This window comes from Pseudomonas sp. OTU5201 (assembly GCF_038440135.1).
Taxonomy (GTDB): domain Bacteria; phylum Pseudomonadota; class Gammaproteobacteria; order Pseudomonadales; family Pseudomonadaceae; genus Metapseudomonas; species Metapseudomonas resinovorans.
This window is the reverse complement of the sequence record NZ_JASATC010000014.1, coordinates 70,991-96,617: the sequence shown is the minus strand read 5'-3', so window position 1 is coordinate 96,617 and position 25,627 is coordinate 70,991. Positions and strand designations below refer to the sequence as shown.

The 25,627-nt window shown below is 58.6% G+C and carries 22 protein-coding genes; 18 read left to right on the top strand and 4 right to left on the bottom strand.

The window, feature by feature from the left end; all coding sequences use genetic code 11:
• Positions 1-26 precede the first annotated feature (26 nt).
• On the top strand, positions 27-3,065 hold the full coding sequence (locus tag AAHM40_RS11245) for a type I restriction endonuclease subunit R (RefSeq protein ID WP_342244709.1): 3,039 nt from the start codon (positions 27-29) through the stop codon (positions 3,063-3,065).
• A 406-nt stretch (positions 3,066-3,471) separates the two neighbouring features.
• Here AAHM40_RS11245 and gyrB read toward each other — a convergent pair whose 3' ends face one another.
• Genes gyrB through dnaA form a run of 4 tightly spaced genes read right to left on the bottom strand, consistent with a single transcriptional unit; the run spans position 3,472 to position 9,599 of the window.
• Positions 3,472-5,892 (bottom strand): DNA topoisomerase (ATP-hydrolyzing) subunit B, encoded by a 2,421-nt coding sequence (gene gyrB, locus AAHM40_RS11240; RefSeq protein ID WP_342244708.1) that lies wholly within the window; start codon positions 5,890-5,892, stop codon positions 3,472-3,474.
• A complete protein-coding gene (recF, locus tag AAHM40_RS11235) occupies positions 5,889-6,995 on the bottom strand; it encodes a DNA replication/repair protein RecF (RefSeq protein ID WP_446731561.1) in 1,107 nt (368 codons plus the stop codon). Before recF ends, gyrB begins: the two co-directional genes overlap by 4 nt.
• Positions 6,996-7,002: 7 nt before the next feature.
• Positions 7,003-8,106 carry a DNA polymerase III subunit beta gene (gene dnaN, locus AAHM40_RS11230; protein WP_342244707.1) on the bottom strand — a complete coding sequence of 368 codons (1,104 nt, stop codon included), beginning with the start codon at positions 8,104-8,106 and terminating at the stop codon, positions 7,003-7,005.
• 29 nt (positions 8,107-8,135) lie between these two features.
• The gene (dnaA, locus tag AAHM40_RS11225) at positions 8,136-9,599 is read right to left on the bottom strand and encodes a chromosomal replication initiator protein DnaA (protein WP_342244744.1); all 1,464 of its coding nucleotides are present in this window, start codon (positions 9,597-9,599) and stop codon (positions 8,136-8,138) included.
• 528 nt (positions 9,600-10,127) lie between these two features.
• On the opposite strand from dnaA, the gene rpmH reads away from it, so the two are divergent.
• From rpmH to atpD, 17 genes are all read left to right on the top strand, one after another.
• On the top strand, positions 10,128-10,262 hold the full coding sequence (gene rpmH, locus AAHM40_RS11220; RefSeq protein ID WP_003290924.1) for a 50S ribosomal protein L34: 135 nt from the start codon (positions 10,128-10,130) through the stop codon (positions 10,260-10,262).
• Positions 10,263-10,276: 14 nt separating this feature from the next.
• Positions 10,277-10,681 carry a ribonuclease P protein component gene (rnpA, locus tag AAHM40_RS11215; RefSeq protein WP_342244706.1) on the top strand — a complete coding sequence of 135 codons (405 nt, stop codon included), beginning with the start codon at positions 10,277-10,279 and terminating at the stop codon, positions 10,679-10,681.
• Complete coding sequence (gene yidD / locus AAHM40_RS11210; RefSeq protein WP_342244705.1) at positions 10,674-10,919, top strand: membrane protein insertion efficiency factor YidD; 246 nt, start codon at positions 10,674-10,676, stop codon at positions 10,917-10,919. The genes rnpA and yidD overlap by 8 nt, the downstream gene beginning before the upstream one ends.
• Before the next feature lie 2 nt (positions 10,920-10,921).
• Positions 10,922-12,601 carry a membrane protein insertase YidC gene (yidC, locus tag AAHM40_RS11205; RefSeq protein WP_342244704.1) on the top strand — a complete coding sequence of 560 codons (1,680 nt, stop codon included), beginning with the start codon at positions 10,922-10,924 and terminating at the stop codon, positions 12,599-12,601.
• An 84-nt stretch (positions 12,602-12,685) separates the two neighbouring features.
• Positions 12,686-14,053, top strand: coding sequence for a tRNA uridine-5-carboxymethylaminomethyl(34) synthesis GTPase MnmE (gene mnmE / locus AAHM40_RS11200; protein WP_342244703.1), 1,368 nt, complete (start codon positions 12,686-12,688; stop codon positions 14,051-14,053).
• A gap of 513 nt (positions 14,054-14,566) precedes the next feature.
• Positions 14,567-16,459 carry a tRNA uridine-5-carboxymethylaminomethyl(34) synthesis enzyme MnmG gene (gene mnmG, locus AAHM40_RS11195; RefSeq protein ID WP_342244702.1) on the top strand — a complete coding sequence of 631 codons (1,893 nt, stop codon included), beginning with the start codon at positions 14,567-14,569 and terminating at the stop codon, positions 16,457-16,459.
• Complete coding sequence (gene rsmG, locus AAHM40_RS11190) at positions 16,459-17,106, top strand: 16S rRNA (guanine(527)-N(7))-methyltransferase RsmG (RefSeq protein WP_342244701.1); 648 nt, start codon at positions 16,459-16,461, stop codon at positions 17,104-17,106. Before mnmG ends, rsmG begins: the two co-directional genes overlap by 1 nt.
• Before the next feature lie 14 nt (positions 17,107-17,120).
• Positions 17,121-17,909, top strand: a complete 789-nt coding sequence (locus AAHM40_RS11185; RefSeq protein ID WP_342244700.1) for a ParA family protein — start codon at positions 17,121-17,123, stop codon at positions 17,907-17,909.
• Between the two features lie 9 nt (positions 17,910-17,918).
• Positions 17,919-18,791 (top strand): ParB/RepB/Spo0J family partition protein, encoded by an 873-nt coding sequence (locus AAHM40_RS11180; protein ID WP_342244699.1) that lies wholly within the window; start codon positions 17,919-17,921, stop codon positions 18,789-18,791.
• A gap of 147 nt (positions 18,792-18,938) precedes the next feature.
• A complete protein-coding gene (locus tag AAHM40_RS11175; protein WP_342244698.1) occupies positions 18,939-19,346 on the top strand; it encodes a F0F1 ATP synthase subunit I in 408 nt (135 codons plus the stop codon).
• A 16-nt stretch (positions 19,347-19,362) separates the two neighbouring features.
• A complete protein-coding gene (gene atpB, locus AAHM40_RS11170) occupies positions 19,363-20,232 on the top strand; it encodes a F0F1 ATP synthase subunit A (protein WP_028627002.1) in 870 nt (289 codons plus the stop codon).
• 174 nt (positions 20,233-20,406) lie between these two features.
• Positions 20,407-20,664 (top strand): F0F1 ATP synthase subunit C, encoded by a 258-nt coding sequence (gene atpE, locus AAHM40_RS11165; protein ID WP_003457994.1) that lies wholly within the window; start codon positions 20,407-20,409, stop codon positions 20,662-20,664.
• Positions 20,665-20,713: 49 nt separating this feature from the next.
• Positions 20,714-21,184 carry a F0F1 ATP synthase subunit B gene (locus tag AAHM40_RS11160; protein WP_077527493.1) on the top strand — a complete coding sequence of 157 codons (471 nt, stop codon included), beginning with the start codon at positions 20,714-20,716 and terminating at the stop codon, positions 21,182-21,184.
• Positions 21,185-21,196: 12 nt separating this feature from the next.
• The gene (locus AAHM40_RS11155) at positions 21,197-21,733 is read left to right on the top strand and encodes a F0F1 ATP synthase subunit delta (protein ID WP_342244697.1); all 537 of its coding nucleotides are present in this window, start codon (positions 21,197-21,199) and stop codon (positions 21,731-21,733) included.
• Positions 21,734-21,754: 21 nt separating this feature from the next.
• Positions 21,755-23,299, top strand: a complete 1,545-nt coding sequence (gene atpA, locus AAHM40_RS11150; RefSeq protein WP_342244696.1) for a F0F1 ATP synthase subunit alpha — start codon at positions 21,755-21,757, stop codon at positions 23,297-23,299.
• Between the two features lie 52 nt (positions 23,300-23,351).
• On the top strand, positions 23,352-24,212 hold the full coding sequence (gene atpG / locus AAHM40_RS11145) for a F0F1 ATP synthase subunit gamma (RefSeq protein ID WP_120653846.1): 861 nt from the start codon (positions 23,352-23,354) through the stop codon (positions 24,210-24,212).
• 30 nt (positions 24,213-24,242) lie between these two features.
• A complete protein-coding gene (gene atpD, locus AAHM40_RS11140; RefSeq protein ID WP_028626997.1) occupies positions 24,243-25,619 on the top strand; it encodes a F0F1 ATP synthase subunit beta in 1,377 nt (458 codons plus the stop codon).
• The last annotated feature ends 8 nt before the right edge of the window (positions 25,620-25,627 follow it).

Genomic DNA, 25,627 nt, shown 5'->3' with positions numbered 1-25,627 from the left:
AATCGAATGCATTTAAGGGTGGGAAGATGCACAAAGAAATCGACTTTGAAAACGACATCGAGCACACGCTGGTAAGCCAAGGAGGGTACGAGAAGGGTGACCCTAACACCTACAATCCGGATATCGCGCTATTCCCGGCAGATGTCGTTGCTTTTGTGCAGAAGACGCAGCCAAAGATCTGGACTCGTCTGACCCAACTCGACGCAGCCAAAGCCTCAGCGTTTTTGTTGGATAGCTTGGTGAAAGAGCTTGCCCTTAAAGGCGCGCTGGCGATCTTGCGTGAAGGATTCAAGTGCGTGGGCAAGACGGTGCGGTTGGCCTACTTTGCGCCCAACACTGGACTCGACCCCGCAAGTACCGAGCGTTACGACGACAACCGCCTGACCATCGTGCGGCAGGTCAACACCAAGAGTGGGGCCATCCCCGACGTAGTGTTGGCGGTGAATGGCCTGCCTGTGGCCACGCTTGAGCTGAAGAACCCTATGTCGGCCACACGCTGGAACGTGGAGAACGCAAAGTACCAGTACCGCTTTGAGCGCGATCCCAATGAGCAGTTGTTCGCCTTCAAGCAGCGTTGCTTGGTGCATTTTGCCGTAGACACCGAATTGGTCTTCATGACAACCAAGCTGGAGGGCAAGGACACATTCTTCCTGCCTTTCAACCTTGGACATGACCACGGTGCCGGTAACCCGCCTGTTGAAGGCGATGTGCGTACCGCCTACCTGTGGCGCAAGGTGCTTACGCGCGACAGCTTGATGGACGTCCTTGCTCGGTTCATCCATCTGGACGTCGAGGAAAAGACCGTCGTGACCGAAAAAGGCATCAAGCGCCATAGTAAGGAGTCGATGATTTTCCCACGCTACCACCAGTTGGATGCGGTGCGAGCACTGACCGACCATGCGCAAGTGCATGGTTCGGGGCACAACTACTTGATCCAGCATTCCGCTGGTTCAGGCAAATCAAACTCCATAGCCTGGCTCGCACACCGTCTCTCCAGCCTGCATGATGCCTACAACGAGAAAATCTTTCATTCAGTGGTGGTGATCACCGACCGGCGCGTGCTGGATCAACAGCTGCAAGACACGATCTTCCAGTTTGAGCACAAGCTGGGTGTGGTGCAGAAGATCGACGAAAATACGCAGCAGTTGGCCAAGGCGCTGGCCGATGGCGTGCCGATCATCATTTCCACCATCCAGAAGTTTCCCTTCATCACCCAAGCCATTCGCACGATGGAAGCCAACGGCAAAGGGGTGGCCATCTCGACAGCAGGCAAGCGTTTCGCGGTGATCGTAGACGAGGCGCACAGCTCGCAGAGCGGTGAAACGGCGATGGAGCTGCGCAAGATCCTGAACAAGGATGGCATTGAATCCGCCATTGCTGAGCAGTTGCTGGATATGGACGACGATGCCTTGAGCGAAGAGGCAAAGAAGGAGCTACTGCGTGAGCAGCTCAAGCGCGCCAAACAACCCAACCTGAGTTTCTTTGCCTTCACGGCGACGCCCAAGTTCAAGACCCTGGCCGTTTTCAACGAGCCCGGCCCCAACGGCAAAGCGCCGTTCCACCACTACAGCATGCGGCAAGCCATCGAGGAAGGCTTCATTCACGACGTATTGGCCCACTACACCTGTTACAAGCGCTACTACAAGCTGATCCAGAAGGTGGAGGCTGATCCGGAGGTACCGCGCCGCAAGGCCGCCCGCGCACTGGCGCGTTTCGTCGAGTTTCACGACTACGAGATCGCGCAGAAGGTAGAAGTGATCGTGGAGCACTTCCGCACCCATACCCGCCACAAGATTGGCGGCAGGGCCAAAGCGATGGTGGTGACTGGCTCGCGCGAACACGCCGTGCGCTACAAGCTGGGGTTCGACAAGTACATCAAAGACAAGGGATACACCGACGTGAAATCGCTTGTGGCTTTCTCCGGCGAAATCACGCTCAAAGAGTTTGCCGACAAGAAATTCACCGAAGTGAGCATGAACAGCGGCATCAAGGAATCTGAGCTGCCGGAGAAGTTCAACACCGAGGAATACCAAGTCTTGCTGGTGGCCGAGAAGTACCAGACGGGCTTTGACCAGCCACTGTTGCACAGCATGTACGTCGACAAGCGTTTATCCGGCATCCAGGCGGTACAGACACTTTCGCGCCTAAATCGCACGACACGCGGTAAGACTGACACTTTCGTGCTCGATTTTGTCAACGAACCTGCGGACATCTACACCGCCTTCAAGCCCTATTACGAGACAACGGACAAGGGCGACGACACCGATCCGCAACAACTCAACACGTTGGCACATACTCTGGCTGGCTGGAAAATTTACACCGGGGCAGAGGTCAGCGCTTGGTGCGAGATTTGGTTCCGCAATCGCCTGAACCCTACTGGTGGCGAGCACAAGAAATTGAATGGCCTTCTCGATCTTGCGATTGAGCGATTCAAGAAACTCGGGGAAGAAGACCAAAACCTGTTCAAGGGGCAGCTGGTCAGCTTCCGCAATCTGTACAGCTTTGTTTCTCAGATCGTGCCTTACCAGGACTCCGATCACGAGAAGCTGTACACCTATACCCGTTTCCTCCTGACCAAGCTGCCACGCACGACGGACAACCGGACGGTGCAGGTCGACGACGAAGTCGAGCTCAAGTACTACCGCCTGCAAAAAATCAGCGAGGGGGCGATTGATCTGAAGGCGGGCGAGGCGGATGCGCTTGAGGGCCCGACCAACGTAGGCACAGGTCAAGCAGACGAGGATGTGCAGCTTTCGACCTTGGTTGGAAAGCTCAATGAGCGCTTCGGAACAGAGTTCACTCCTGCAGACCAGCTCTTCTTCGATCAAGTCCGTGAAACTGCCGTGGCCAATGAGCAGTTGCGACAGGCAGTCATGGCCAACAGCATCGAAAACTTCGAGCCGGTGTTCAACAAGCAGCTTGAGAACCTGTTCATTGAGCGCATGGACGGCAACGAAGAAATCTTCGTGCGCCTGATGAACGATGAGGCGTTTAGGAATGTTGCTGCAAGCCATCTGATGAGGGCGGTGTATCAACAGATACGAAAAGCCGACCAAGATTTTTAAGGTTCGTACATACAGCACCATAGTGAAGGTCACCAACTGAAGCAGCTGGCATCATTCCTTCAATGCTAAAAGCCCCTGCTGGTCTTACAACCAGCAGGGGCTTTTAGCAGGATGTAGGTACTTTCGCCGAATTACTTAACTTTGCCGACCTACACCCTGCCTGCCTGCCTGCCTGCCTGCCTGCCTGCCTCAGCATGGCGTCATTTCCGAAGAACCCGCAAAGAGGTTCGAACGCTTCGCCCATCAGCTCCGCGAGTGCAGTTCGTCATCCCTAGTTCGGACGGGCAGGGCGCCAAGAGCTGGCCGACCTAAAAGAAAAACCCCGGCGCAGAGGCCGGGGCTTCGGGTTGGGTCGCGACATTAATTCCGCTCAAACGCGACAATTAATATGCCCGTTCACAGTACGTCAGACGTCGAGGTTCGACACCGCCAGGGCGTTGCTCTCGATGAAGTCACGACGCGGCTCGACGGCGTCACCCATCAAGGTGTTGAAGATCTGGTCGGCGGCGATGGCGTCTTCGATGGTGACCTTGAGCATGCGACGGACAGTCGGGTCCATGGTGGTTTCCCACAGCTGCTCCGGGTTCATCTCACCCAGCCCTTTATAGCGCTGGATGGTGTGACGCTTGGTGCTTTCGGTCATCAGCCAGGACAGTGCTTCCTTGAAGCTCGTCACCGGTTTCTTGCGCTCACCACGCTGCACGTAGGCACCATCTTCCAGCAAGTTATTGAGCTGGTCGCCCAGCTCGGTCACCTGGCGGTAGTCGTTGCTGGCGAAGAAATCCCGGTTGAAGGTTATGTAGTGGGAGAGACCATGAGCAGTTTGCTCAACTTCCGGCAACCACAAGTGACGCTCGCGGTCTTCACGAAGGCTGGCAGTGTAGGTCAGACCCGACTTCTCCGCGGCCTTCAGACGCGCCTGCAAGCCTTCCAGCCAGGCTTGCATCGCCGCCTGGTCGGAGAGCTGATCAACACTGACACGTGGCATGTAGATCATGTACTCAGTCAGGTCCTGGGGATACAGGCGCGACAGGCGTTTGAGTGTGCGCATCACGTTGCGGTAATCGTTCACCAGACGCTCGAGGGCTTCACCGGAGAGACCAGGTGCATTCTCGTTGACATGCAGGCTGGCGTCTTCCAGGGCCGACTGGGTCATGTACTCATCCATGGCCTCGTCATCCTTGATGTACTGCTCCTGCTTGCCCTTCTTCACTTTGTACAGCGGCGGCTGCGCGATGTAGACGTAGCCGCGCTCGATCAGCTCTGGCATCTGCCGGAAGAAGAACGTCAGCAGCAGGGTTCGGATGTGCGAACCGTCGACGTCAGCGTCGGTCATGATAATGATGTTGTGGTAGCGCAGCTTCTCGATGTTGTACTCCTCACGCCCGATCCCGCAGCCTAGTGCAGTAATCAGGGTGCCGACTTCCTGGGAGGACAGCATCTTGTCGAAACGGGCTTTCTCTACGTTGAGGATCTTGCCCTTGAGCGGCAGGATCGCCTGGGTCTTGCGGTTGCGGCCTTGCTTCGCCGAGCCACCGGCGGAATCACCCTCCACGATGTAGAGTTCGGAAAGGGCAGGGTCTTTCTCCTGGCAGTCGGCCAGTTTTCCCGGCAAACCGGCGATGTCCAGGGCACCCTTGCGGCGGGTCATCTCACGAGCCTTGCGCGCCGCCTCTCGGGCGCGTGCGGCGTCGATCATCTTCCCGACTACGGCCTTGGCTTCGTTCGGGTTTTCCAGCAGGAAGTCAGCGAAGAACTTGCCCATTTCCTGTTCCACCGCGGTTTTCACTTCGGAGGAAACAAGTTTGTCCTTGGTCTGGGAGCTGAACTTGGGATCCGGCACCTTTACCGAAATAATGGCAGTCAGACCTTCGCGCGCATCGTCACCAGTGGTGGCGATCTTGTACTTCTTCGCCAGGCCTTCCTGTTCGATGTAGTTGTTCAGGTTACGGGTAAGCGCGGAGCGGAAGCCCGCCAGATGGGTGCCACCGTCACGCTGAGGAATGTTATTGGTGAAGCAGAGGAGGTTTTCGTTGAAGCTGTCGTTCCATTGCAGGGCGACTTCTACACCAACGCCGTCTTCTTCGCGCTGAACATTGAAGTGGAAGACCTCGTTAACGATGGTCTTGTTGGTGTTCAGATACTCGACGAAAGCCTTTAGGCCGCCTTCGTACTTGAACAGCTCTTCCTTTCCACTGCGCTCGTCGCGCAGCACGATGCCTACGCCCGAGTTGAGGAAGGACAGTTCACGCAGGCGCTTGGCCAGGATGTCCCAGCTGAAGTGGATGTTGCTGAACGTCTCAGACGACGCCTTGAAATGCACTTCGGTGCCGGTACCATCGGTCTCGCCCACCGGGCGCAACGGGAACTGCGGAACGCCATGGCGGTAGATCTGTTCCCAGACCTGACCGGCACGACGGATGGTAAGACGTAGCTCTTCGGAGAGGGCGTTCACAACGGACACACCCACTCCGTGGAGGCCGCCAGACACCTTGTAGGTATTGTCGTCGAACTTACCACCCGCGTGCAGAACGGTCATGATGACCTCAGCGGCAGAAACCCCTTCTTCCTTATGGATATCTACCGGAATGCCACGACCGTTGTCGCGAACGGTGATGGATTCGTCAGTGTGGATGGTGATGCTAATTTCCGAGCAGAAGCCGGCAAGCGCTTCGTCGATCGAGTTATCAACGACCTCGAACACCATGTGGTGTAGACCTGTCCCATCATCGGTGTCGCCGATGTACATACCGGGGCGTTTGCGTACGGCATCCAGCCCCTTCAGCACCTTGATGCTGGAAGAGTCGTACGTTCTATTCTCGCTCATGCTTCACTCCCGATGATCGTGGGGCTGATACAGCCATGTTCCACGTGGAACATGGCAACTGGCGTATCCGTGCGCCAGCCATCCCTCAGAAATTCATGGTCAACGCAGGTAATGAACACCTGGCAATCCAAATCTTCCAGCAAACGGCAAAGTGATTGCCGATGCTGCTCGTCCAACTCTGACGGTAAGTCGTCAACTAGGTAGATGCACTGGCCACGTTTCGTATGGTTCACCAAATGGCCCTGCGCGATTCGCAAGGCGCAAACCACTAGTTTCTGTTGACCGCGCGACAGTATGTCGGACGCGCTATGTGCACCTGAACGCAATCGCAGATCTGCGCGTTGCGGTCCGGCCTGGGTGTGACCGATTTGTTGATCGCGGAGAAGGGAAGTGGCCAGCACTTCGGATAGCTCCCGATCCTTGTCCCAGCCACGGTAATAACTAAGCGTGAGACTATCGAGTTCCACCAGGTCAGCAAGAGTCTGTTGAAAGACCGGTTTCAACGCCTGGATGTAGGCCCGGCGATACTGGTCTATCTCATCACTGGCCAGGCATAGTTCCCGGTCCCAAGCCGCCTGCGAAGCGGCGTCCAGTGTACCATGCCGGAGCCACGAGTTCCGCTGCCTAAGCGCCTTCTGCAGTCGTTGCCAAGCTGGAAGGAACCGAGGTTCCACGTGGAACACTCCCCAATCGAGGAACTGTCGACGTATCTTCGGAGCACCTTCAAGCAGACGAAAACTGTCCGGATTGATCAGCTGAAGCGGCAGGGTCTCAGCCAGCTGGGCAGCACTTTTTGCATTTTGCCCATCGATGCGAATCTGGAACTCGCCCTGACGATCCCGGGAAATCCCCAAACTACTCTGCCCACCCTCAGCAAGGCTGACTTGACCAAACACCGTGCACGCAGACTGTTCATACTGAATGACTGGTTGCAGCCTAGTACTGCGAAACGAACGGGCAAGACCGAGGAGGTGTATTGCTTCCAGCAGGCTGGTTTTTCCGCTGCCGTTAGCGCCGTAGAGAATGTTGATGCGGGGGGAGGGGGAGAGGGTCACCGGCTGCAGGTTGCGCACACCGGTGACCGAGATACGGCTAAGGGACATTGAGTCGTTACAGACGCATCGGCATTACGACATAGGAGGAGTCGTCGTTGCCAGCTTCCTGCACCAGGGCACTGCTGTTCGCATCGGACAGAATCAGACGAACCTGCTCGGTGGACATCACGCCCAGTACGTCCAGAAGGTAGCTCACGTTGAAACCAATCTCCAGGTTACTGCCGTTGTAATCCACCGCTACTTCTTCCTCTGCCTCCTCCTGCTCGGGGTTGTTCGCCTGGATCTTCAGCAGGCCGGAAGCAAGCGTCAGGCGAATACCACGGTACTTTTCGTTGGAAAGGATCGCAGTACGGCTGAAGGCTTCGCGCAGCGCCTGGCGGTCACCGATTACCAGCTTGTCACCGCCACGAGGAAGCACGCGCTCGTAATCCGGAAACTTACCGTCCACGAGTTTGGAGGTGAAGGTGAACTCGCCGGTAGTAGCGCGGATATGGTGCTGGCCGAGCACAATGCGAACTTCACCATCCTGCTCTGTCAGCAGGCGAGCCAGTTCCAGAATGCCTTTGCGCGGCACAATGACCTGGTGCCGGTCGACACCTTCAAGCCCGGCTTCCATGGCACACATGGCCAGTCGGTGACCGTCTGTGGCAACGGCACGCAAGACACCGGCATTCACCTCCAGCAACATGCCGTTGAGGTAGTAACGAACGTCCTGCTGAGCCATGGCAAAACTGGTGCGTTCGATTAGCCGACGCAGCTTGCTCTGCACGAGACTGAAATTCAGTGAGCCTGGACCTTCTTCCACAGTCGGGAAATCGTTCGCCGGCAGCGTCGAGAGCGTGAAGCGGCTGCGGCCAGCCTTGATCAACAGCTTCTGCTCGTCGAGACGGATGTCGATCAGCGCGTCGCTGGGCAGGCTCTTGCAGATGTCCATCAGCTTACGGGCCGGTACGGTGATCTCGCCCGGCTCAGCCAGTTCTTCCAGGGCAACGCGCCCAACCAGCTCGACCTCGAGGTCAGTGCCGGTCAACGACAGCTGCTGGCCTTCGACTACCAGCAGCACGTTGGAGAGGACCGGCAAGGTCTGGCGGCGCTCGACGACGCCGGCGACCAGTTGCAGGGGTTTCAACAGGGCTTCGCGTTGAATTGTGAAATGCATGGTCTAGTCCCTTGCCTCTTGGGCTGCGGTCAGGTGGTCAATGTGCGCAGCAGATTCTTGTAATCCTCGCGGATGTCCGCGTCGGATTCCCTTAGTTGAGCAATCTTACGACAGGCGTGGAGCACCGTGGTGTGGTCTCGTCCGCCGAACGCATCGCCGATCTCCGGAAGACTGTGGTTCGTCAATTCCTTGGACAGCGCCATGGCGACTTGCCGCGGCCGAGCCACCGAACGCGAGCGGCGCTTGGAGAGCATGTCGGACATCTTGATCTTGTAGTACTCGACTACAGTGCGCTGGATGTTATCGATGCTGACCAACTTGTCCTGCAAGGCCAGGAGATCCTTGAGTGACTCACGGATCAGTTCGATGGTGATATCCCGGCCCATGAAGTGGGCGTGGGCAATCACACGTTTCAGCGCACCTTCCAGTTCGCGCACGTTGGAACGAATACGCTGAGCGATGAAGAACGCGGCGTCGTGCGGCAGATCGACCTTGGCCTGCTCGGCCTTCTTCATCAGGATGGCGACACGGGTTTCCAACTCCGGCGGTTCGACCGCTACCGTCAAACCCCAGCCGAAGCGGGACTTCAGGCGCTCTTCTAGGCCTTCGATTTCCTTCGGGTAGCGGTCACTGGTGAGAATCACCTGCTGACCGCCCTCCAACAGGGCGTTGAAGGTGTGGAAAAACTCCTCCTGCGAACGCTCCTTGCGGGCGAAGAACTGAATGTCGTCGATGAGCAGCGCGTCTACAGATCGATAGAAACGCTTGAACTCGTTGATGGCATTCAGCTGAAGAGCCTTGACCATGTCTGCGACGAATCGCTCGGAATGCAGGTAAACCACCTTGGCATTCGGATTCTTCTTCAGCAGGTGGTTACCCACAGCGTGCATCAGGTGAGTTTTACCCAGACCCACACCGCCATAAAGGAACAGTGGGTTGTAGCCATGCTTGGGATTATCCGCCACCTGCCAGGCCGCCGCGCGGGCAAGCTGGTTGGACTTGCCCTCGACGAAGTTCTCGAAGGTGAAAGTGCGATTCAGGTAACTGGTGTGCTTCAACGCCCCTTCCACTTGCACGGAGCGCTCCGTACGGATCGCCGGTGCAGATACCGCCGATGCCAACGGATCGAGATTGTCGCGGGTTTCTTCCACGGTCTCGATGCGCTTATGCGATGGTGCGGCAGGAGGGGGTGGCGGAGGCGCCATGACCGGAGGCGGAGGCGGTGGTGCCTTCCGCGGAGCTGGGCTGCGCTTACTGCCTATTAATAATGAAAGAGCAGGCGCCAGGCCGTTGCCCCGTTCGCCGAGCAACTCGAGGAGCCGCCCCATGTACTTCTCGTTGACCCAATCGAGCACGAACCGATTCGGCGCGTAAACGCGCAGTTCGTCTCCATCGGCTTCAACCTGCAATGGGCGGATCCAGGTGTTGAATTGCTGGGCAGGCAGCTCATCGCGCAAGAGCTCCACGCACTGCTGCCAAAGTTCCACTGACACGGATGTCCCCCAAGTCGGAATGATGCCGGACTCAAACAAAACAGCCGTCATTGTAGCGGCGACAGGAAGAGTTATCCACACGAAAAATGTCGGATGGATGAATAAAATCAATATGTTATTCACTGCGCAGAATGACGCTGTGTCTGGCATGAATCTTGTGGATAACCACGCCATAACCCAGCCTTCTCCCCTGGGGAAAAGTGCCTGCATAACCCGCCTGTGGGTAACATCGCGATTCACCCCCAGCTTCTACCCAGATCCCCCACAGCCAGACCACCTCTTTCTGACAAGGTTGTTAGTCGACTCGCACGCAGATGGGATGCGGTCTGTGCCTGGTTGTCCACAGGCAAGGCTCAGGCACATTTATAAGAAACATAACCAAGCTTTTTTAAATTTCCCTTTCTTCTATATTCTTTTACTCGACAGCGCTGGTTGGAAATTGACCTGCCCGCACGGTTTCACTAGAATTGCCGGTCTCTTTAAACGGGGGCCACTTCCGGCCCGTAGTGACCACCAGGTAAAAGCATCATGAAACGCACTTTCCAACCCAGCACCATCAAGCGCGCTCGCACCCACGGTTTCCGTGCCCGCATGGCCACCAAGAACGGCCGTCAAGTCCTGTCGCGTCGTCGCGCCAAGGGCCGCAAGCGCCTGACCGTCTGATTTATCCGGAACGGGTGGTGAGTCAGGGCTTCGATCGGGAAAAGCGACTGCTGATACCCCGACAGTTCAAGGCAGTCTTCGACTCACCCACCGGAAAGGTTCCCGGCAAGCACGTCCTGCTCCTCGCGCGTGACAACGGCCTTGATCACCCCCGCCTGGGTCTGGTGATCGGCAAGAAAAGCGTCAAGCTTTCCGTCGAGCGCAATCGCCTAAAACGCCAGATTCGCGAATCCTTCCGCCAAAACCTTGAGTTACTGGTCGGGTGGGACATCGTCATCGTGGCGCGCAAAGGTATTGGCGATCTGGAGAATCCTGAGCTGAGACATCAGTTCGGCAAACTCTGGAAACGCCTCGCGCGCAGCCGGACTCGCCCTGAACCTTCTCCCGGATCAGGGGTGTCCGACAGTCCCCATGCGTAAACTGGCCCTCGCTCCGATCCAGTTCTATCGCTACGCCATCAGTCCACTGATGGCCAGTCACTGTCGTTTCTATCCCAGTTGTTCCTGCTACGCGCAGGAGGCCATCGAACAACATGGCATCCTGCGTGGCGGCTGGCTGACCCTGCGTCGGCTGGGCCGCTGTCATCCGTGGAATCCGGGCGGCTATGACCCGGTGCCACCCGCCAACACTCCCCAACCCCCTTCGATGGCCGAGTAATCATGGATATTCAACGCTCGATCCTGATCGTCGCCCTGGCAATCGTGTCCTACCTGATGGTTCTGCAGTGGAACCAGGACTACGGCCAAGCCGCCCTGCCGAGTGCAGGCAACAGCGCAAGCTCCGTGCAAGCGACGCTGCCGGACGACAACTCAACCGCCAAGTCCGGCGACGACGTGCCGACCGCCAGCGCTGAGCGCAGCGAACCGGCAACTCCCCAGACCGTCGCTCCCAGCAGCGAACTGATCCGTGTTGAAACCGACGTACTGAGCCTGGCCATCGATCCGAATGGCGGTGACATCGTCCAGCTGACCCTGCCGAAGTACCCGCGCCGCCAGGATCATCCGAATGTGCCATTCCAGCTGTTCGACAATGGTGGTGAGCGCCTCTACCAGGCCCAAAGCGGCTTGGTCGGTGCCAATGGTCCGGACGCCCGGGCCAACGGTCGCCCCATGTATAGCGCCACTCAGCGCAGCTACAAGCTGGCCGATGGTCAGGAACAACTGGTAGTCGACCTGACTTTCAGCGAAGCCGGTGTGAACTACACCAAGCGCTTCACCCTGAATCGCGGCAAGTACGAGCTGCAGGTGGCCTACAAGGTCGACAACCAGAGCGCCCAGCCCTGGTCCGGCAGCATGTATGCCCAGCTCAAGCGTGACGCCAGCGCCGATCCTTCCGCGACCACAGCCACTGGCGTGTCCACCTACCTGGGCGCTGCAGTCTGGACTCCGGACGAGCCGTACAAGAAACTTTCCATGAAAGACATGGACAAGCAGTCTTTCAAGGAAACCGTGCAGGGAGGCTGGGTCGCCTGGCTGCAGCACTACTTCGTGACCGCCTGGGTCGCACCTAAGGACCAGAACAACGCCATCCAGACCCGCAAGGACTCCCGCGGCAACTACATCGTCGGCTTCGTAGGCCCCTCGCTGAGCGTGCCAGCAGGTGCTTCGGCCGAAACGTCCGCGATTCTCTACGCCGGTCCGAAGACCCAGGATCACCTCAAGGAACTCTCCCCGGGCCTGGAACTCACCGTCGATTACGGCTTCCTGTGGTTCATCGCACAGCCGATCTTCTGGCTCTTGCAACATATCCACAGCCTGCTGGGCAACTGGGGCTGGTCGATCATCGTCCTGACCATCCTGATCAAGGCTGCATTCTTCCCGCTCTCGGCAGCCAGCTATCGATCCATGGCGCGTATGCGTGCCGTGTCGCCGAAGCTCCAAGCCCTGAAAGAACAGTTCGGTGACGATCGCCAGAAGATGTCCCAGGCGATGATGGAGCTGTACAAGAAGGAAAAGATCAACCCGCTGGGCGGCTGCCTACCGATTCTCGTGCAGATGCCAGTGTTCCTGGCCCTCTACTGGGTACTGCTGGAAAGCGTGGAGATGCGCCAGGCCCCGTGGATGTTCTGGATCACCGACCTGTCGATCAAGGATCCGTTCTTCATCCTGCCGATCATCATGGGCGCCACCATGTTCATCCAGCAGCAGCTGAACCCGACGCCGCCGGACCCGATGCAAGCCAAGGTACTGAAGCTGATGCCGATCATCTTCACCTTCTTCTTCCTGTGGTTCCCGGCCGGCCTGGTACTGTACTGGGTGGTCAACAACGTCCTGTCGATCGCACAGCAGTGGTACATTACCCGTCAGATCGAGGCGGCCAGCAAGAAGGCAGCAGCCTGACAGCGACGCCAGACAGCTTGAACAAGACGCCCCCTCTGGGGGCGTCTTGCTATCTGCCATTCGAAGATCCCAAGGTATCCACAGATGAATCCTATCCGTGACACCATTGTCGCCGTCGCCACCGCCCAAGGCCGCGGTGGCGTGGGCATCGTCCGCGTATCCGGGCCACATTCCGCGCGGATTGCCGAAGCCATCAGCGGTCGCTCGCCCAAACCCCGCTTTGCTCACTACGGACCCTTCCTCGATGGTTCCGGGCAAACCCTCGACCAAGGAATCGCGCTCTATTTTCCAGGCCCCAACTCCTTCACTGGAGAAGATGTCTTTGAGCTCCAGGGCCATGGCGGCCCGGTCGTGCTCGACCTGCTGCTGCGCCGCTGTATGGAATTGGGGGCTCGCCAGGCACGTCCTGGTGAGTTCAGCGAGCGTGCATTCCTCAATGACAAACTCGACTTGGCCCAGGCGGAGGCCATCGCCGATCTCATCGAAGCCAGCTCCGAACAGGCTGCGCGCAATGCCTTGCGCTCGCTGCAGGGGGAGTTCTCCAAGCGCGTACATGGACTGACCGAGAAGCTGATAGAGCTACGCATCTACGTGGAAGCCGCCATCGACTTCCCCGAGGAAGAAATAGATTTCCTCGCTGATGGTCACGTGCTGGGCCTGCTGGATGGCGTGAGGGAAAACTTATCCACAGTCATCCGTGAAGCAGGCCAGGGCGCTCTGCTGCGCGATGGCATGACCGTAGTGATCGCTGGTCGCCCCAATGCCGGCAAATCCAGCCTGTTGAATGCGCTGGCAGGGCGCGAAGCAGCCATCGTGACCGAAATCGCCGGCACCACCCGCGACGTACTGCGGGAACATATCCACATCGATGGCATGCCCCTGCACGTTGTAGATACTGCCGGCCTGCGCGATACCGACGACCATGTGGAAAAGATTGGCGTCGAGCGTGCCCTGAAGGCCATTGGCGAGGCTGATCGGGTACTGCTGGTGGTGGACGCTACCGCGCCTGAAGCGACCGATCCCTTCGCGCTATGGCCAGAGTTCCTTGACCAGAAGCCGGATCTGGCGAAAGTCACCCTGATCAGAAACAAAGCCGATCTCAGTGGCGAAACTAGCGCGCTTGAAATCAGCGACGATGGGCATGTCACCCTCAGTCTGTCGGCTCGCTCCGGAGACGGCCTTGAGCTGCTTCGCGAACACCTGAAGGCCTGCATGGGTTATCAACAGACTGCCGAAAGCAGCTTCAGCGCCCGTCGTCGTCACCTGGAAGCCCTTCGCCAGGCGGGTTCCTTCCTTGATCATGGTCGTTCCCAGCTCACGCTCGCCGGCGCTGGTGAACTGCTCGCCGAGGACCTTCGCCAAGCCCAGCAAGCCTTGGGCGAAATCACCGGCGCATTCAGCTCCGACGACCTGCTCGGCCGCATCTTCTCCAGTTTCTGCATCGGCAAGTAAGCCACCCCCCTTCTTATCCACAGAGAACGCGACTGCCTGCCAAACGGGCGGTTCGTTCCTGCCTTCTCGCCTGGAAAATGGTTCGCCGGAACCCTGTTAATAACTGGCCTTTAACCCAGTCGATAACCCTGGTGAAAAGCCAAGGGATAAATCTCCTGTGCATAACTACCATATAGATACACAGCTTTCTGACGGCATACTCAACGGCTACGGTCAGGAACGCCACAGAGTTATCATCCTCTGAGACCACCGCTCTTAAAGGCCTTGATAGACTTATCAACAGAAAAGCCTTCCCCTAAGGTATAAACATAAAAACAGGCTTTTTAAGAAATTCTTCTCTTTTTTCTATTCTTACCCACAGAGACTTTTCCCCATCTGGATAACTTCCCAAGGAGAAAGCGAGGTAAGGCTGTTGGCTATTTTTTGGCCAGACGGCTTCATGAGAGCGAGTGAATTCCCCTATACTGTGCGGCTTTCTCTATTTCCCAGCCTTGAACAGGCACGAGGTGCGTGGTGGATTTCCCTTCCCGTTTTGACGTGATCGTGATCGGTGGCGGCCATGCCGGCACTGAGGCCGCCTTGGCGGCCGCACGCATGGGCGTGAAGACCCTGCTGCTGACTCACAATGTGGAAACCCTCGGCCAGATGAGCTGCAACCCGGCCATCGGTGGTATCGGCAAAAGCCATCTGGTCAAAGAGATCGATGCCCTCGGCGGCGCGATGGCTATCGCCACTGACCTGGGGGGCATCCAGTTCCGTGTGCTGAACAGCCGCAAGGGCCCAGCCGTTCGTGCCACGCGTGCTCAGGCTGACCGCGTGCTCTACAAGGCCGCGATTCGCGAGATTCTCGAGAACCAGCCGAACCTGTGGATATTCCAGCAGGCCTGTGACGACCTGATTGTCGAGAACGACCAGGTCAGAGGCGTCGTGACTCAGATGGGTTTGCGCTTCCTCGCTGAATCTGTAGTGCTCACCACGGGCACCTTCCTCGGCGGACTTATCCACATTGGTCTACAGAACTATTCCGGCGGCCGTGCGGGAGATCCACCATCCATAGCCCTGGCCCGGCGCCTGCGAGAGTTGCCTCTGCGTGTCGGTCGACTGAAGACTGGCACCCCTCCGCGCATCGACGGTCGCTCTGTGGATTTCTCGGTGATGACCGAGCAACCTGGCGACACCCCGATCCCGGTCATGTCCTTCCTCGGCTCCAGGGAACAACACCCGCGCCAGGTCAGTTGCTGGATCACCCATACCAACACGCGGACCCACGAGATCATCGCCAGTAACCTGGATCGCTCACCGATGTATTCCGGCGTGATCGAAGGCATTGGTCCGCGCTACTGCCCGTCCATCGAAGACAAGATCCACCGCTTCGCCGACAAGGACAGTCACCAGGTGTTCCTAGAGCCGGAAGGTCTGACCACCAATGAGCTGTATCCCAACGGCATCTCCACGTCGCTGCCATTCGACGTGCAGCTGGACATCGTCCGGTCCATTCGCGGTATGGAGAACGCCCATATCGTGCGTCCTGGTTATGCCATCGAATATGACTACTTCGATCCACGCGACTTGAAGTACAGCCTGGAAACCAAAGTCATCTCCGGCCTGTTCTTCGCCGGTCAGATCAACGGCACCACTGGCTACGAAGAAGCCGGTGCCCAGGGCCTGCTCGCTGGCGCCAATGCCGCCCTGCGCGCCCAGGGCAGGGACGCCTGGTGTCCGCGTCGCGACGAGGCCTACATCGGCGTGCTGGTAGACGACCTGATTACCCTGGGTACCCAGGAGCCCTACCGCATGTTCACGTCGCGCGCCGAGTACCGGTTGATCCTGCGCGAGGACAACGCCGACCTGCGCCTCACCGAAAAAGGCCGCGAGCTCGGCCTAGTGGACGACAACCGCTGGGCGGCTTTCGAAGCCAAGCGCGAGGGCATCGCGCTCGAAGAGCAACGACTGAAAAGCACCTGGGTCCGTCCTGGAACGCCCGAGGGTGATGCAATCGCCCAGCGTTTCGGGACTCCTCTGGCCCATGAATACAACCTGCTCAACCTGCTGAGTCGTCCGGAAATCGATTACGCCGGACTGGTGGAAGTCACCGGTGGTGGCGCCGAGGATTCGCAAGTTGCCGAGCAGGTAGAGATCAAGACCAAATACGCCGGTTACATCGACCGGCAGCAGGACGAGATCGCACGCCTTCGGGCCAGCGAAGATATTCGACTGCCCGACGATCTGGACTACGCCACCATCTCGGGTCTCTCCAAGGAGATTCAGCACAAGCTCGGCAACTCCCGTCCGGAGACTCTCGGCCAGGCCGGTCGTATCCCCGGCGTGACCCCTGCGGCGATTTCCCTGTTGCTGATCCACCTGAAGAAACGCGGTGCCGGCCGCCATCTGGAGCAGAGCGCCTGATGTCCCTGGTTTCCCAGCGCCATGCCGACGAACTGGCCACTGGCGCACAGCAACTCGCTGTCGAACTCACCCCGGAAAAGCACGAAAAGCTCCTCGCCTACCTGGCCTTACTGATCAAGTGGAACAAGGCTTACAACCTGACTGCGGTCCGTGATCCGGATGAGATGGTCTCGCGCCACCTCCTCGATAGCCTGAGCGTTGTGCATCATGTCGCCGAGCTTGGGGATAACTGGCTGGACGTCGGTAGCGGCGGTGGCATGCCGGGCATACCGCTGGCCATCCTGTTCCCGGAGCGCCACTTCACCCTGCTCGATTCCAATGGCAAGAAAACCCGTTTCCTGACTCAGGTGAAGCTGGAACTGAAACTCACCAACCTCGAAGTGGTCCACAACCGGGTCGAAGCCTTCACTCCCGAGCGACCGTTCAGTGGCGTTGTGTCGCGCGCCTTCAGTTCGCTGGAGGATTTCAGTAACTGGACGCGCCATCTCGGAGATGGTGAAACACGCTGGCTGGCCATGAAAGGCTTGCACCCGGATGACGAGCTGCAGGCACTGCCCGCAGACTTCCGTGTCGAGTCCGCGTATCGGCTGGAGGTTCCCGGTTGCCAAGGTCAGCGCCATCTGCTGATACTGCGCCGCACGCTATGAGGGGGAAGGCAGCCATGGCCAAGGTATTCGCAATCGCCAATCAGAAAGGCGGGGTCGGCAAGACCACCACCTGTGTCAACCTCGCCGCGTCGCTGGTCGCTACCAAGCGGCGCGTGCTACTGATCGACCTCGATCCCCAGGGCAACGCCACCATGGGCAGCGGTGTCGACAAGCTTGCCCTTGAACATTCCGTCTACGACGTGCTGACCGGCGAGTGCGACCTGGCTACGGCCATGCAGTACTCCGAGCACGGCGGCTACCAGCTGCTGCCGGCCAACCGCGATCTCACTGCTGCCGAAGTGGCATTGCTGGACATGCCGAGCAAGGAACATCGCCTGCGCGAAGCCCTCGCCCCGATTCGCGAGAATTACGATTACATCCTCATCGACTGCCCGCCTTCGCTGTCGATGTTGACGATCAACGCTCTGGTCGCTTCCGACGGCGTGATCATCCCCATGCAGTGCGAGTACTACGCACTCGAAGGCTTGTCGGACCTGATGAACAGCATCCAGCGCATCGGCCAGCTGCTGAACCCGAACCTGAAGATCGAGGGCCTGTTGCGCACCATGTACGATCCGCGCATCAGCCTGACCAACGACGTTTCGGCGCAGCTCAAGCAACACTTCGGCGACAAGCTCTACGACGCTGTCATCCCTCGTAACGTACGGCTGGCAGAAGCCCCTAGCTTTGGCATGCCTGCCTTGGTGTACGACAAGCAATCCCGTGGCGCCATCGCCTATCTGGCGCTGGCAGGCGAACTGGTCCGACGCCAGCGCGCCAATGCCAAAACCGCTACCGCATAAGGAATCCGCATGGCCGCGAAAAAACGAGGTCTGGGCCGTGGCTTGGACGCCCTGTTGGGCGGCAGTACCGTCACCACGCTTGAAGAAGAAGCCGTAAAGGTCGATACCCGCGAGCTTCAGCACCTGCCCCTGGACCTGATCCAACGCGGAAAGTACCAACCCCGCCGCGACATGGACCCCACCGCCCTGGAAGAATTGGCCCAGTCGATCAGGGTTCAGGGCGTCATGCAGCCCATCGTGGTGCGCCCCATCGGTGCGGGCCGCTTCGAGATCATCGCCGGTGAGCGCCGTTGGCGCGCCAGCCAACAAGCCGGACTGGACAAGATCCCGGCCATGGTCCGAGAAGTGCCCGACGAAGCAGCCATCGCCATGGCGCTGATCGAAAACATCCAGCGCGAAGACCTCAACCCCATCGAGGAAGCCATTGCGCTGCAGCGTCTGCAGCAGGAATTCCAACTCACTCAGCAGCAAGTGGCTGAAGCGGTCGGCAAGTCCCGCGTCACCATTACCAACCTCCTGCGCCTGATCGGCTTACCTGAAGAGATCAAGACCCTCCTTTCCCACGGCGACCTGGAAATGGGGCACGCTCGGGCGCTGCTCGGTCTACCCCTGGAACGTCAGGTGGAAGGGGCGCGACATGTTGTCGCACGAGGTCTGACCGTGCGCCAAACCGAAGCACTGGTACGGCAGTGGCTGAACGCCACTGAAAAAACTGTCGAACCGGTCAAGGCCGATCCGGATATCAGCCGGCTTGAACAGCGCCTGGCTGAGCGGCTGGGCGCTCCGGTGCAGATCAAGCACGGCCAAAAAGGCAAAGGCCAACTGGTCATCCGTTACAACTCCCTCGACGAACTGCAGGGCGTCCTGGCCCACATCCGCTGAAACATTTGACGCTGTAGCGACGGTCGGATTTCACTACCCGGCAGTTGAACAGGGGGGGTTCCCCCCCTATACTCTGCGCGCAATTTTGTCGGCACAAAGTATGCCAAGTCGTTGATTCCAGCGGCCGACACCAGAGGAACTGCTGCGATGGAAATCCGCACGCCAAACCGCTTGCCCTTCCATCGTGTACCGGTTTTCCCGGTACTGCTGGTTCAACTGGTCGTACTGCTGCTCGCCGCTGTCGTTCTCTGGCAGTGGCGGGGTACGGTCGCTGGATATTCTGGCTTGTGCGGCGGTTTGATCGCCTGGTTGCCGAACCTGTATTTCGCCCGCAAGGCGTTCCGTTACAGCGGAGCCCGTGCAGCCCAGGCGATAGTCCGCTCTTTCTATGCGGGCGAGATGGGCAAGTTGATTTTGACGGCAGTGCTGTTTGCACTGACGTTTGCAGGTGTGAAACCCCTGGATGCGCCGGCAGTTTTCGGCGCTTTCCTGCTGACTCAGTCGGTCAGCTGGTTCGCCCCCCTGCTGATGAGAACAAGATTTTCGAAACCTTAGGGCGTTTGAGGCAAACATGGCAGAGCAAACCGCTTCGGGCTATATCCAGCACCACCTGCAGAACCTGACCTTCGGTCGTCTGCCCAATGGCGATTGGGGCTTCGCCCACAGCGCCGAGCAAGCCAAGGAAATGGGCTTCTGGGCTTTCCACGTCGACACCCTGGGCTGGTCCATCGGACTGGGCCTGATCTTCGTGCTCCTGTTCCGCCTGGCGGCCAAGAAAGCCACCTCCGGCATCCCTGGCGGTCTTCAGAACCTGGTGGAAGTCATGATCGACTTCGTCGACACCAACGTGAAGGACACTTTCCACGGTCGTAATCCGCTGATCGCCCCGCTGGCGCTGACCATCTTCGTCTGGATCTTCCTGATGAACGCCATCGACCTGATCCCAGTGGATTGGATCCCGATGCTGGCCGTGCTCATCTCCGGTGATTCGCACATTCCGTTCCGTGCCGTTCCGACCACCGACCCGAATGCCACCCTGGGCATGGCCTTCTCGGTGTTCGGCCTGATCATCTTCTACAGCATCAAGGTTAAAGGCATCGGCGGTTTCCTCGGCGAACTGACCCTACACCCCTTCAGCAGCAAGAACATCTTCGTCCAGATCCTGCTGATTCCGGTCAACTTCCTGCTCGAGTTCGTCACCCTGATCGCCAAGCCGATCTCCCTGGCTCTGCGTCTGTTCGGCAACATGTACGCCGGCGAGCTGGTGTTCATCCTGATCGCCGTCATGTTCGGCGCCGGCATTCTGCTGCTGAGCGGCCTGGGCATTGCACTGCAGTGGGCGTGGGCTGTGTTCCACATACTGATCATCACCCTGCAGGCTTTCATCTTCATGATGCTGACCATCGTCTATCTGTCGATGGCGCATGAGGACAACCATTAAGAACCTCTTGGTGCACCTGGTCGCTCTCCCGCTGGGGAGAAATCAAGTGCACCTGTGGTTCTGATGGTCCCGCGCTACTGCGCGGGAAGCCCGAAAGGGCAGTAGGAACAAAACGATTTCGCTTTACCGCTTCACTTAAACCTTAACCAACACGACATAAAGTCGGGAGGAAAAATGGAAACTGTAGTAGGTCTGACCGCGATCGCCGTAGCTCTGCTGATTGGTCTGGGTGCCCTGGGTACCGCCATTGGCTTCGGTCTGCTGGGTGGCAAGTTCCTGGAAGGCGCTGCTCGTCAGCCGGAAATGGTTCCGATGCTGCAAGTTAAAATGTTCATCGTGGCCGGTCTGCTTGACGCCGTAACCATGATCGGCGTTGGTATCGCTCTGTTCTTCACCTTCGCTAACCCGTTCATTGCTCAGGTAGCCCAGTAATCCTCGATTTTCGAGGATTCGACTGACAACGAACGAGCGAGGTGTTGGCGTGAATATTAATGCAACCCTGATCGGCCAGTCCGTTGCGTTCTTCATCTTCGTACTGTTCTGCATGAAGTTCGTGTGGCCTCCGGTCATCACTGCTCTGCGTGAACGTCAGAAGAAGATCGCTGATGGCCTGGACGCTGCCAACCGTGCGGCTCGTGACCTGGAGCTGGCCCATGAAAAAGTGGGTCAGCAACTGCGCGAAGCCAAGGCTCAGGCAGCAGAAATCATTGAGCAAGCCAAAAAGCGCGCTACCCAGATCGTCGACGAATCTCGCGATCAGGCACGTGCTGAAGGTGAGCGCCTGAAGGCGCAAGCTCAGGCCGAGATCGAGCAGGAACTGAACAGCGTCAAAGACGCGCTGCGCGCCCAACTGGGTAGCCTGGCCGTTAATGGTGCCGAGAAGATCCTGGGTGCCACTATCGATCAAAACGCGCACGCGGAGCTGGTTAACAAACTGGCAGCCGAAATTTAAGCGAGGGCGATCATGGCAGAACTGACCACGCTGGCCCGACCTTACGCCAAGGCTGCTTTCGAGTACGCCCAGGCCCATCAGCAGCTGGCCGCTTGGTCGGCCATGCTAGGCCTGGCCGCTGAGGTGTCGCAAGACGACACCATGCAGCGCGTGCTCAAAGCCCCGCGACTGACGAGCGCAGAGAAAGCCAACACCTTCATAGAGGTGGTTGGCGACAAGTTCGACGCCCAGGCACAGAACTTCATCCACGTTGTTTCCGAGAACGGCCGCCTCGTGCTGCTGCCGGAAATCGCCGAACAGTTCGAGCTCTACAAGGCCGAACAAGAGAAATCGGTAGACGTGGAAGTCACCAGTGCCTTCGCATTGAGCGATGAACAGCAAGACAAACTCGCCAAGGTTCTCAGCGCACGGCTCAGCCGGGAAGTGCGTCTGCACGCCGTGGAAGACTCCAGCCTCATAGGTGGTGTAGTCATCCGCGCCGGCGACCTGGTTATCGATGGCTCGGTTCGCGGCAAAATCGCGAAACTGGCCGAAGCGTTGAAATCTTGAGTTTGAAGGGGCAGCAGAGCAATGCAGCAACTCAATCCTTCCGAAATTAGTGAAATCATCAAGGGACGTATCGAGAAACTCGACGTCTCTTCCCAAGCCCGCAACGAAGGCACCATCGTCTCCGTTTCCGACGGCATCGTGCGCATCTACGGCCTGGCCGATGTGATGTACGGTGAAATGATCGAGTTCCCGGGCGGCATCTACGGTATGGCGCTGAACCTGGAGCAAGACTCCGTTGGTGCCGTAATCCTGGGCAAATACCTCGGCCTGGCCGAAGGTATGAGCGCCAAGTGCACCGGCCGCATCCTGGAAGTCCCGGTTGGTCCGGAACTGCTGGGTCGCGTCGTTGACGCCCTGGGCAACCCTATCGACGGCAAAGGTCCGATCAACGCTGCTGCCACCGATGCGGTGGAAAAAGTAGCGCCGGGCGTGATCTGGCGTAAGTCGGTAGACCAGCCGGTACAGACCGGCTACAAGGCCGTTGACGCCATGATCCCGATCGGCCGTGGCCAGCGTGAGCTGATCATCGGTGACCGTCAGATCGGCAAGACTGCCCTGGCTGTCGACGCCATCATCAACCAGAAAGACAGCGGCATCCGCTGCGTATACGTAGCCATCGGTCAGAAGCAATCGACCATCGCCAACGTAGTTCGCAAGCTGGAAGAAAACGGCGCCCTGGCCAACACCATCATCGTGGCCGCCAGTGCTTCCGAATCCCCTGCTCTGCAGTACATCGCTCCGTACTCTGGCTGCACCATGGGTGAATTCTTCCGCGACCGCGGCGAAGACGCCCTGATCATTTACGATGACCTGTCCAAGCAGGCCGTAGCCTACCGCCAGATCTCCCTGCTGCTGCGCCGCCCGCCGGGCCGCGAAGCCTACCCGGGCGACGTGTTCTATCTCCACAGCCGTCTGCTGGAGCGCGCTTCCCGCGTTTCCGAAGAGTACGTCGAGAAGTTCACCAACGGCGCTGTGAAAGGCAAGACCGGTTCCCTGACCGCCCTGCCGATCATCGAAACCCAGGCTGGTGACGTTTCCGCGTTCGTTCCGACCAACGTGATCTCCATCACCGACGGTCAGATCTTCCTGGAATCCGCCCTGTTCAACTCGGGTATCCGTCCGGCCGTTAACGCCGGTATCTCGGTATCCCGTGTTGGTGGCGCGGCCCAGACCAAGATCATCAAGAAGCTGTCCGGTGGTATCCGTACCGCCCTGGCCCAGTACCGTGAACTGGCTGCGTTCGCGCAGTTCGCTTCCGACCTGGACGAGGCTACTCGCAAGCAGCTCGAGCATGGTCAGCGCGTTACCGAGCTGATGAAGCAGAAGCAGTACGCGCCCATGTCCATTGCCGACATGTCGCTGAGCCTGTACGCCGCTGAGCGTGGCTTCCTGCAGGACATCGAGCTCGCCAAGATCGGCGCCTTCGAACAAGCCTTGATCGCCTACTTCAACCGTGATCACGCCGCACTGATGGCGAAGATCAACGAGAAGGGTGACTTCAACGACGAGATCGACGCCGGCATCAAGGCTGGTATCGAGAAGTTCAAGGCCACCCAAACCTGGTAAGCCGCAGCGGGGGGTCGTAAGGCCCCCCGCCTGCTAACCCGATAGGTGTTACATGGCAGGCGCAAAAGAGATTCGCAGCAAGATTGCGAGCATCAAAAGCACGCAGAAGATCACCAGCGCCATGGAAAAGGTGGCGGTCAGCAAGATGCGCAGGGCTCAACTGCGTATGGCTGCCAGCCGCCCCTACGCGGAGCGCATCCGCCAGGTGATCGGTCATTTGGCCAACGCGAACCCGGAATACCGCCATCCCTTCATGATCGAACGTGAGGTCAAGCGCGTCGGTTACGTGGTGGTGAGCAGCGACCGTGGTTTGTGTGGCGGCTTGAACATCAACCTGTTCAAGACTCTGGTCAAAGACATGGCGGGTTACCGTCAGGACGGCGTGGAGATCGACCTCTGCGTGATTGGTGGCAAGGGTGCGGCCTTCTTCCGCAACTACGGCGGTAACGTCGTTGCAGCCATCAGCCACCTCGGCGAGGAACCCTCGATCAACGACCTGATCGGCAGCGTCAAGGTCATGCTCGATGCATACCTGGATGGCCGTATCGATCGCCTGTTCGTGGTCTCCAACAAGTTCGTCAACACCATGACGCAGAAGCCGACCGTGGACCAACTGGTTCCGCTGGTGGCCGACCCGGATCAAGAGTTGAAGCATCACTGGGATTACCTCTACGAACCCGATGCCAAGGAGATCCTCGAAGGTCTGCTGGTGCGCTACGTGGAATCCCAGGTGTATCAGGCCGTGGTAGAGAACAACGCCTGCGAGCAGGCGGCACGGATGATCGCGATGAAGAACGCCACCGACAACGCCGGTGACCTGATCAGCAACCTCCAGCTGATCTACAACAAGGCGCGTCAGGCAGCGATCACTCAAGAGATTTCGGAAATCGTCGGCGGCGCTGCCGCGGTTTAAGACCGGTTCATATATTTAGAGGAACCAGATATGAGTAGCGGACGTATCGTTCAAATCATCGGCGCCGTTATCGACGTGGAATTCCCGCGTGATCAGGTGCCGAACGTATACGACGCGCTGAAAGTCAGCGGCGTCGAAACCACCCTGGAAGTTCAGCAGCAGCTGGGCGACGGCGTGGTTCGTTCCATCGCAATGGGTTCGACCGAAGGCCTCAAGCGTGGCCTGGACGTCTCCAACACTGGCAAAGCCATTTCCGTCCCGGTCGGTAAAGCGACCCTGGGCCGCATCATGGACGTGCTCGGCAACCCGATCGACGAAGCCGGCCCCATCGGCGAAGAAGAGCGCTGGGTTATCCACCGCGACGCTCCGTCCTACGCCGAGCAGGCGGGTGGCAACGAGCTGCTGGAAACCGGCATCAAGGTAATCGACCTGGTCTGCCCCTTCGCCAAAGGCGGTAAGGTCGGCCTGTTCGGTGGCGCCGGTGTAGGCAAGACCGTGAACATGATGGAACTGATCCGTAACATCGCGATCGAGCACAGCGGTTATTCCGTGTTCGCTGGCGTGGGTGAGCGTACTCGTGAGGGTAACGACTTCTACCACGAGATGAAGGATTCCAACGTTCTGGACAAAGTGGCCCTGGTATACGGCCAGATGAACGAGCCGCCGGGCAACCGTCTGCGCGTTGCACTGACCGGCCTGACCATGGCCGAGAAGTTCCGTGACGAAGGCCGCGACGTTCTGCTGTTCGTCGACAACATCTACCGCTACACCCTGGCCGGTACCGAAGTGTCCGCGCTGCTGGGTCGTATGCCGTCCGCTGTGGGTTACCAGCCGACCCTTGCCGAGGAAATGGGCGTTCTGCAAGAGCGCATCACCTCCACCAAGACCGGTTCGATCACCTCCATCCAGGCCGTATACGTTCCCGCGGACGACCTGACCGACCCGTCCCCGGCGACCACCTTCGCCCACCTGGACGCCACCGTCGTACTGTCCCGTGACATCGCGTCCCTGGGTATCTACCCGGCCGTTGATCCGCTGGACTCGACCTCCCGCCAGCTGGACCCGCTGGTGATCGGTCAGGACCACTACGAGACCGCTCGTGGCGTCCAGTACGTCCTGCAGCGTTACAAGGAACTGAAGGACATCATCGCGATCCTGGGTATGGACGAACTGTCCGAAGCGGACAAGCAGCTCGTTAACCGTGCTCGTAAGATCCAGCGCTTCCTGTCCCAGCCGTTCTTCGTGGCCGAAGTCTTCACCGGTTCCCCGGGCAAGTACGTGTCGCTGAAGGACACCATCGCTGGCTTCAAAGGCATCCTCAACGGTGACTACGACCACCTGCCCGAGCAGGCGTTCTACATGGTCGGCGGCATCGAAGAAGCCATCGAGAAAGCGAAGAAACTGTAACCCCCTGA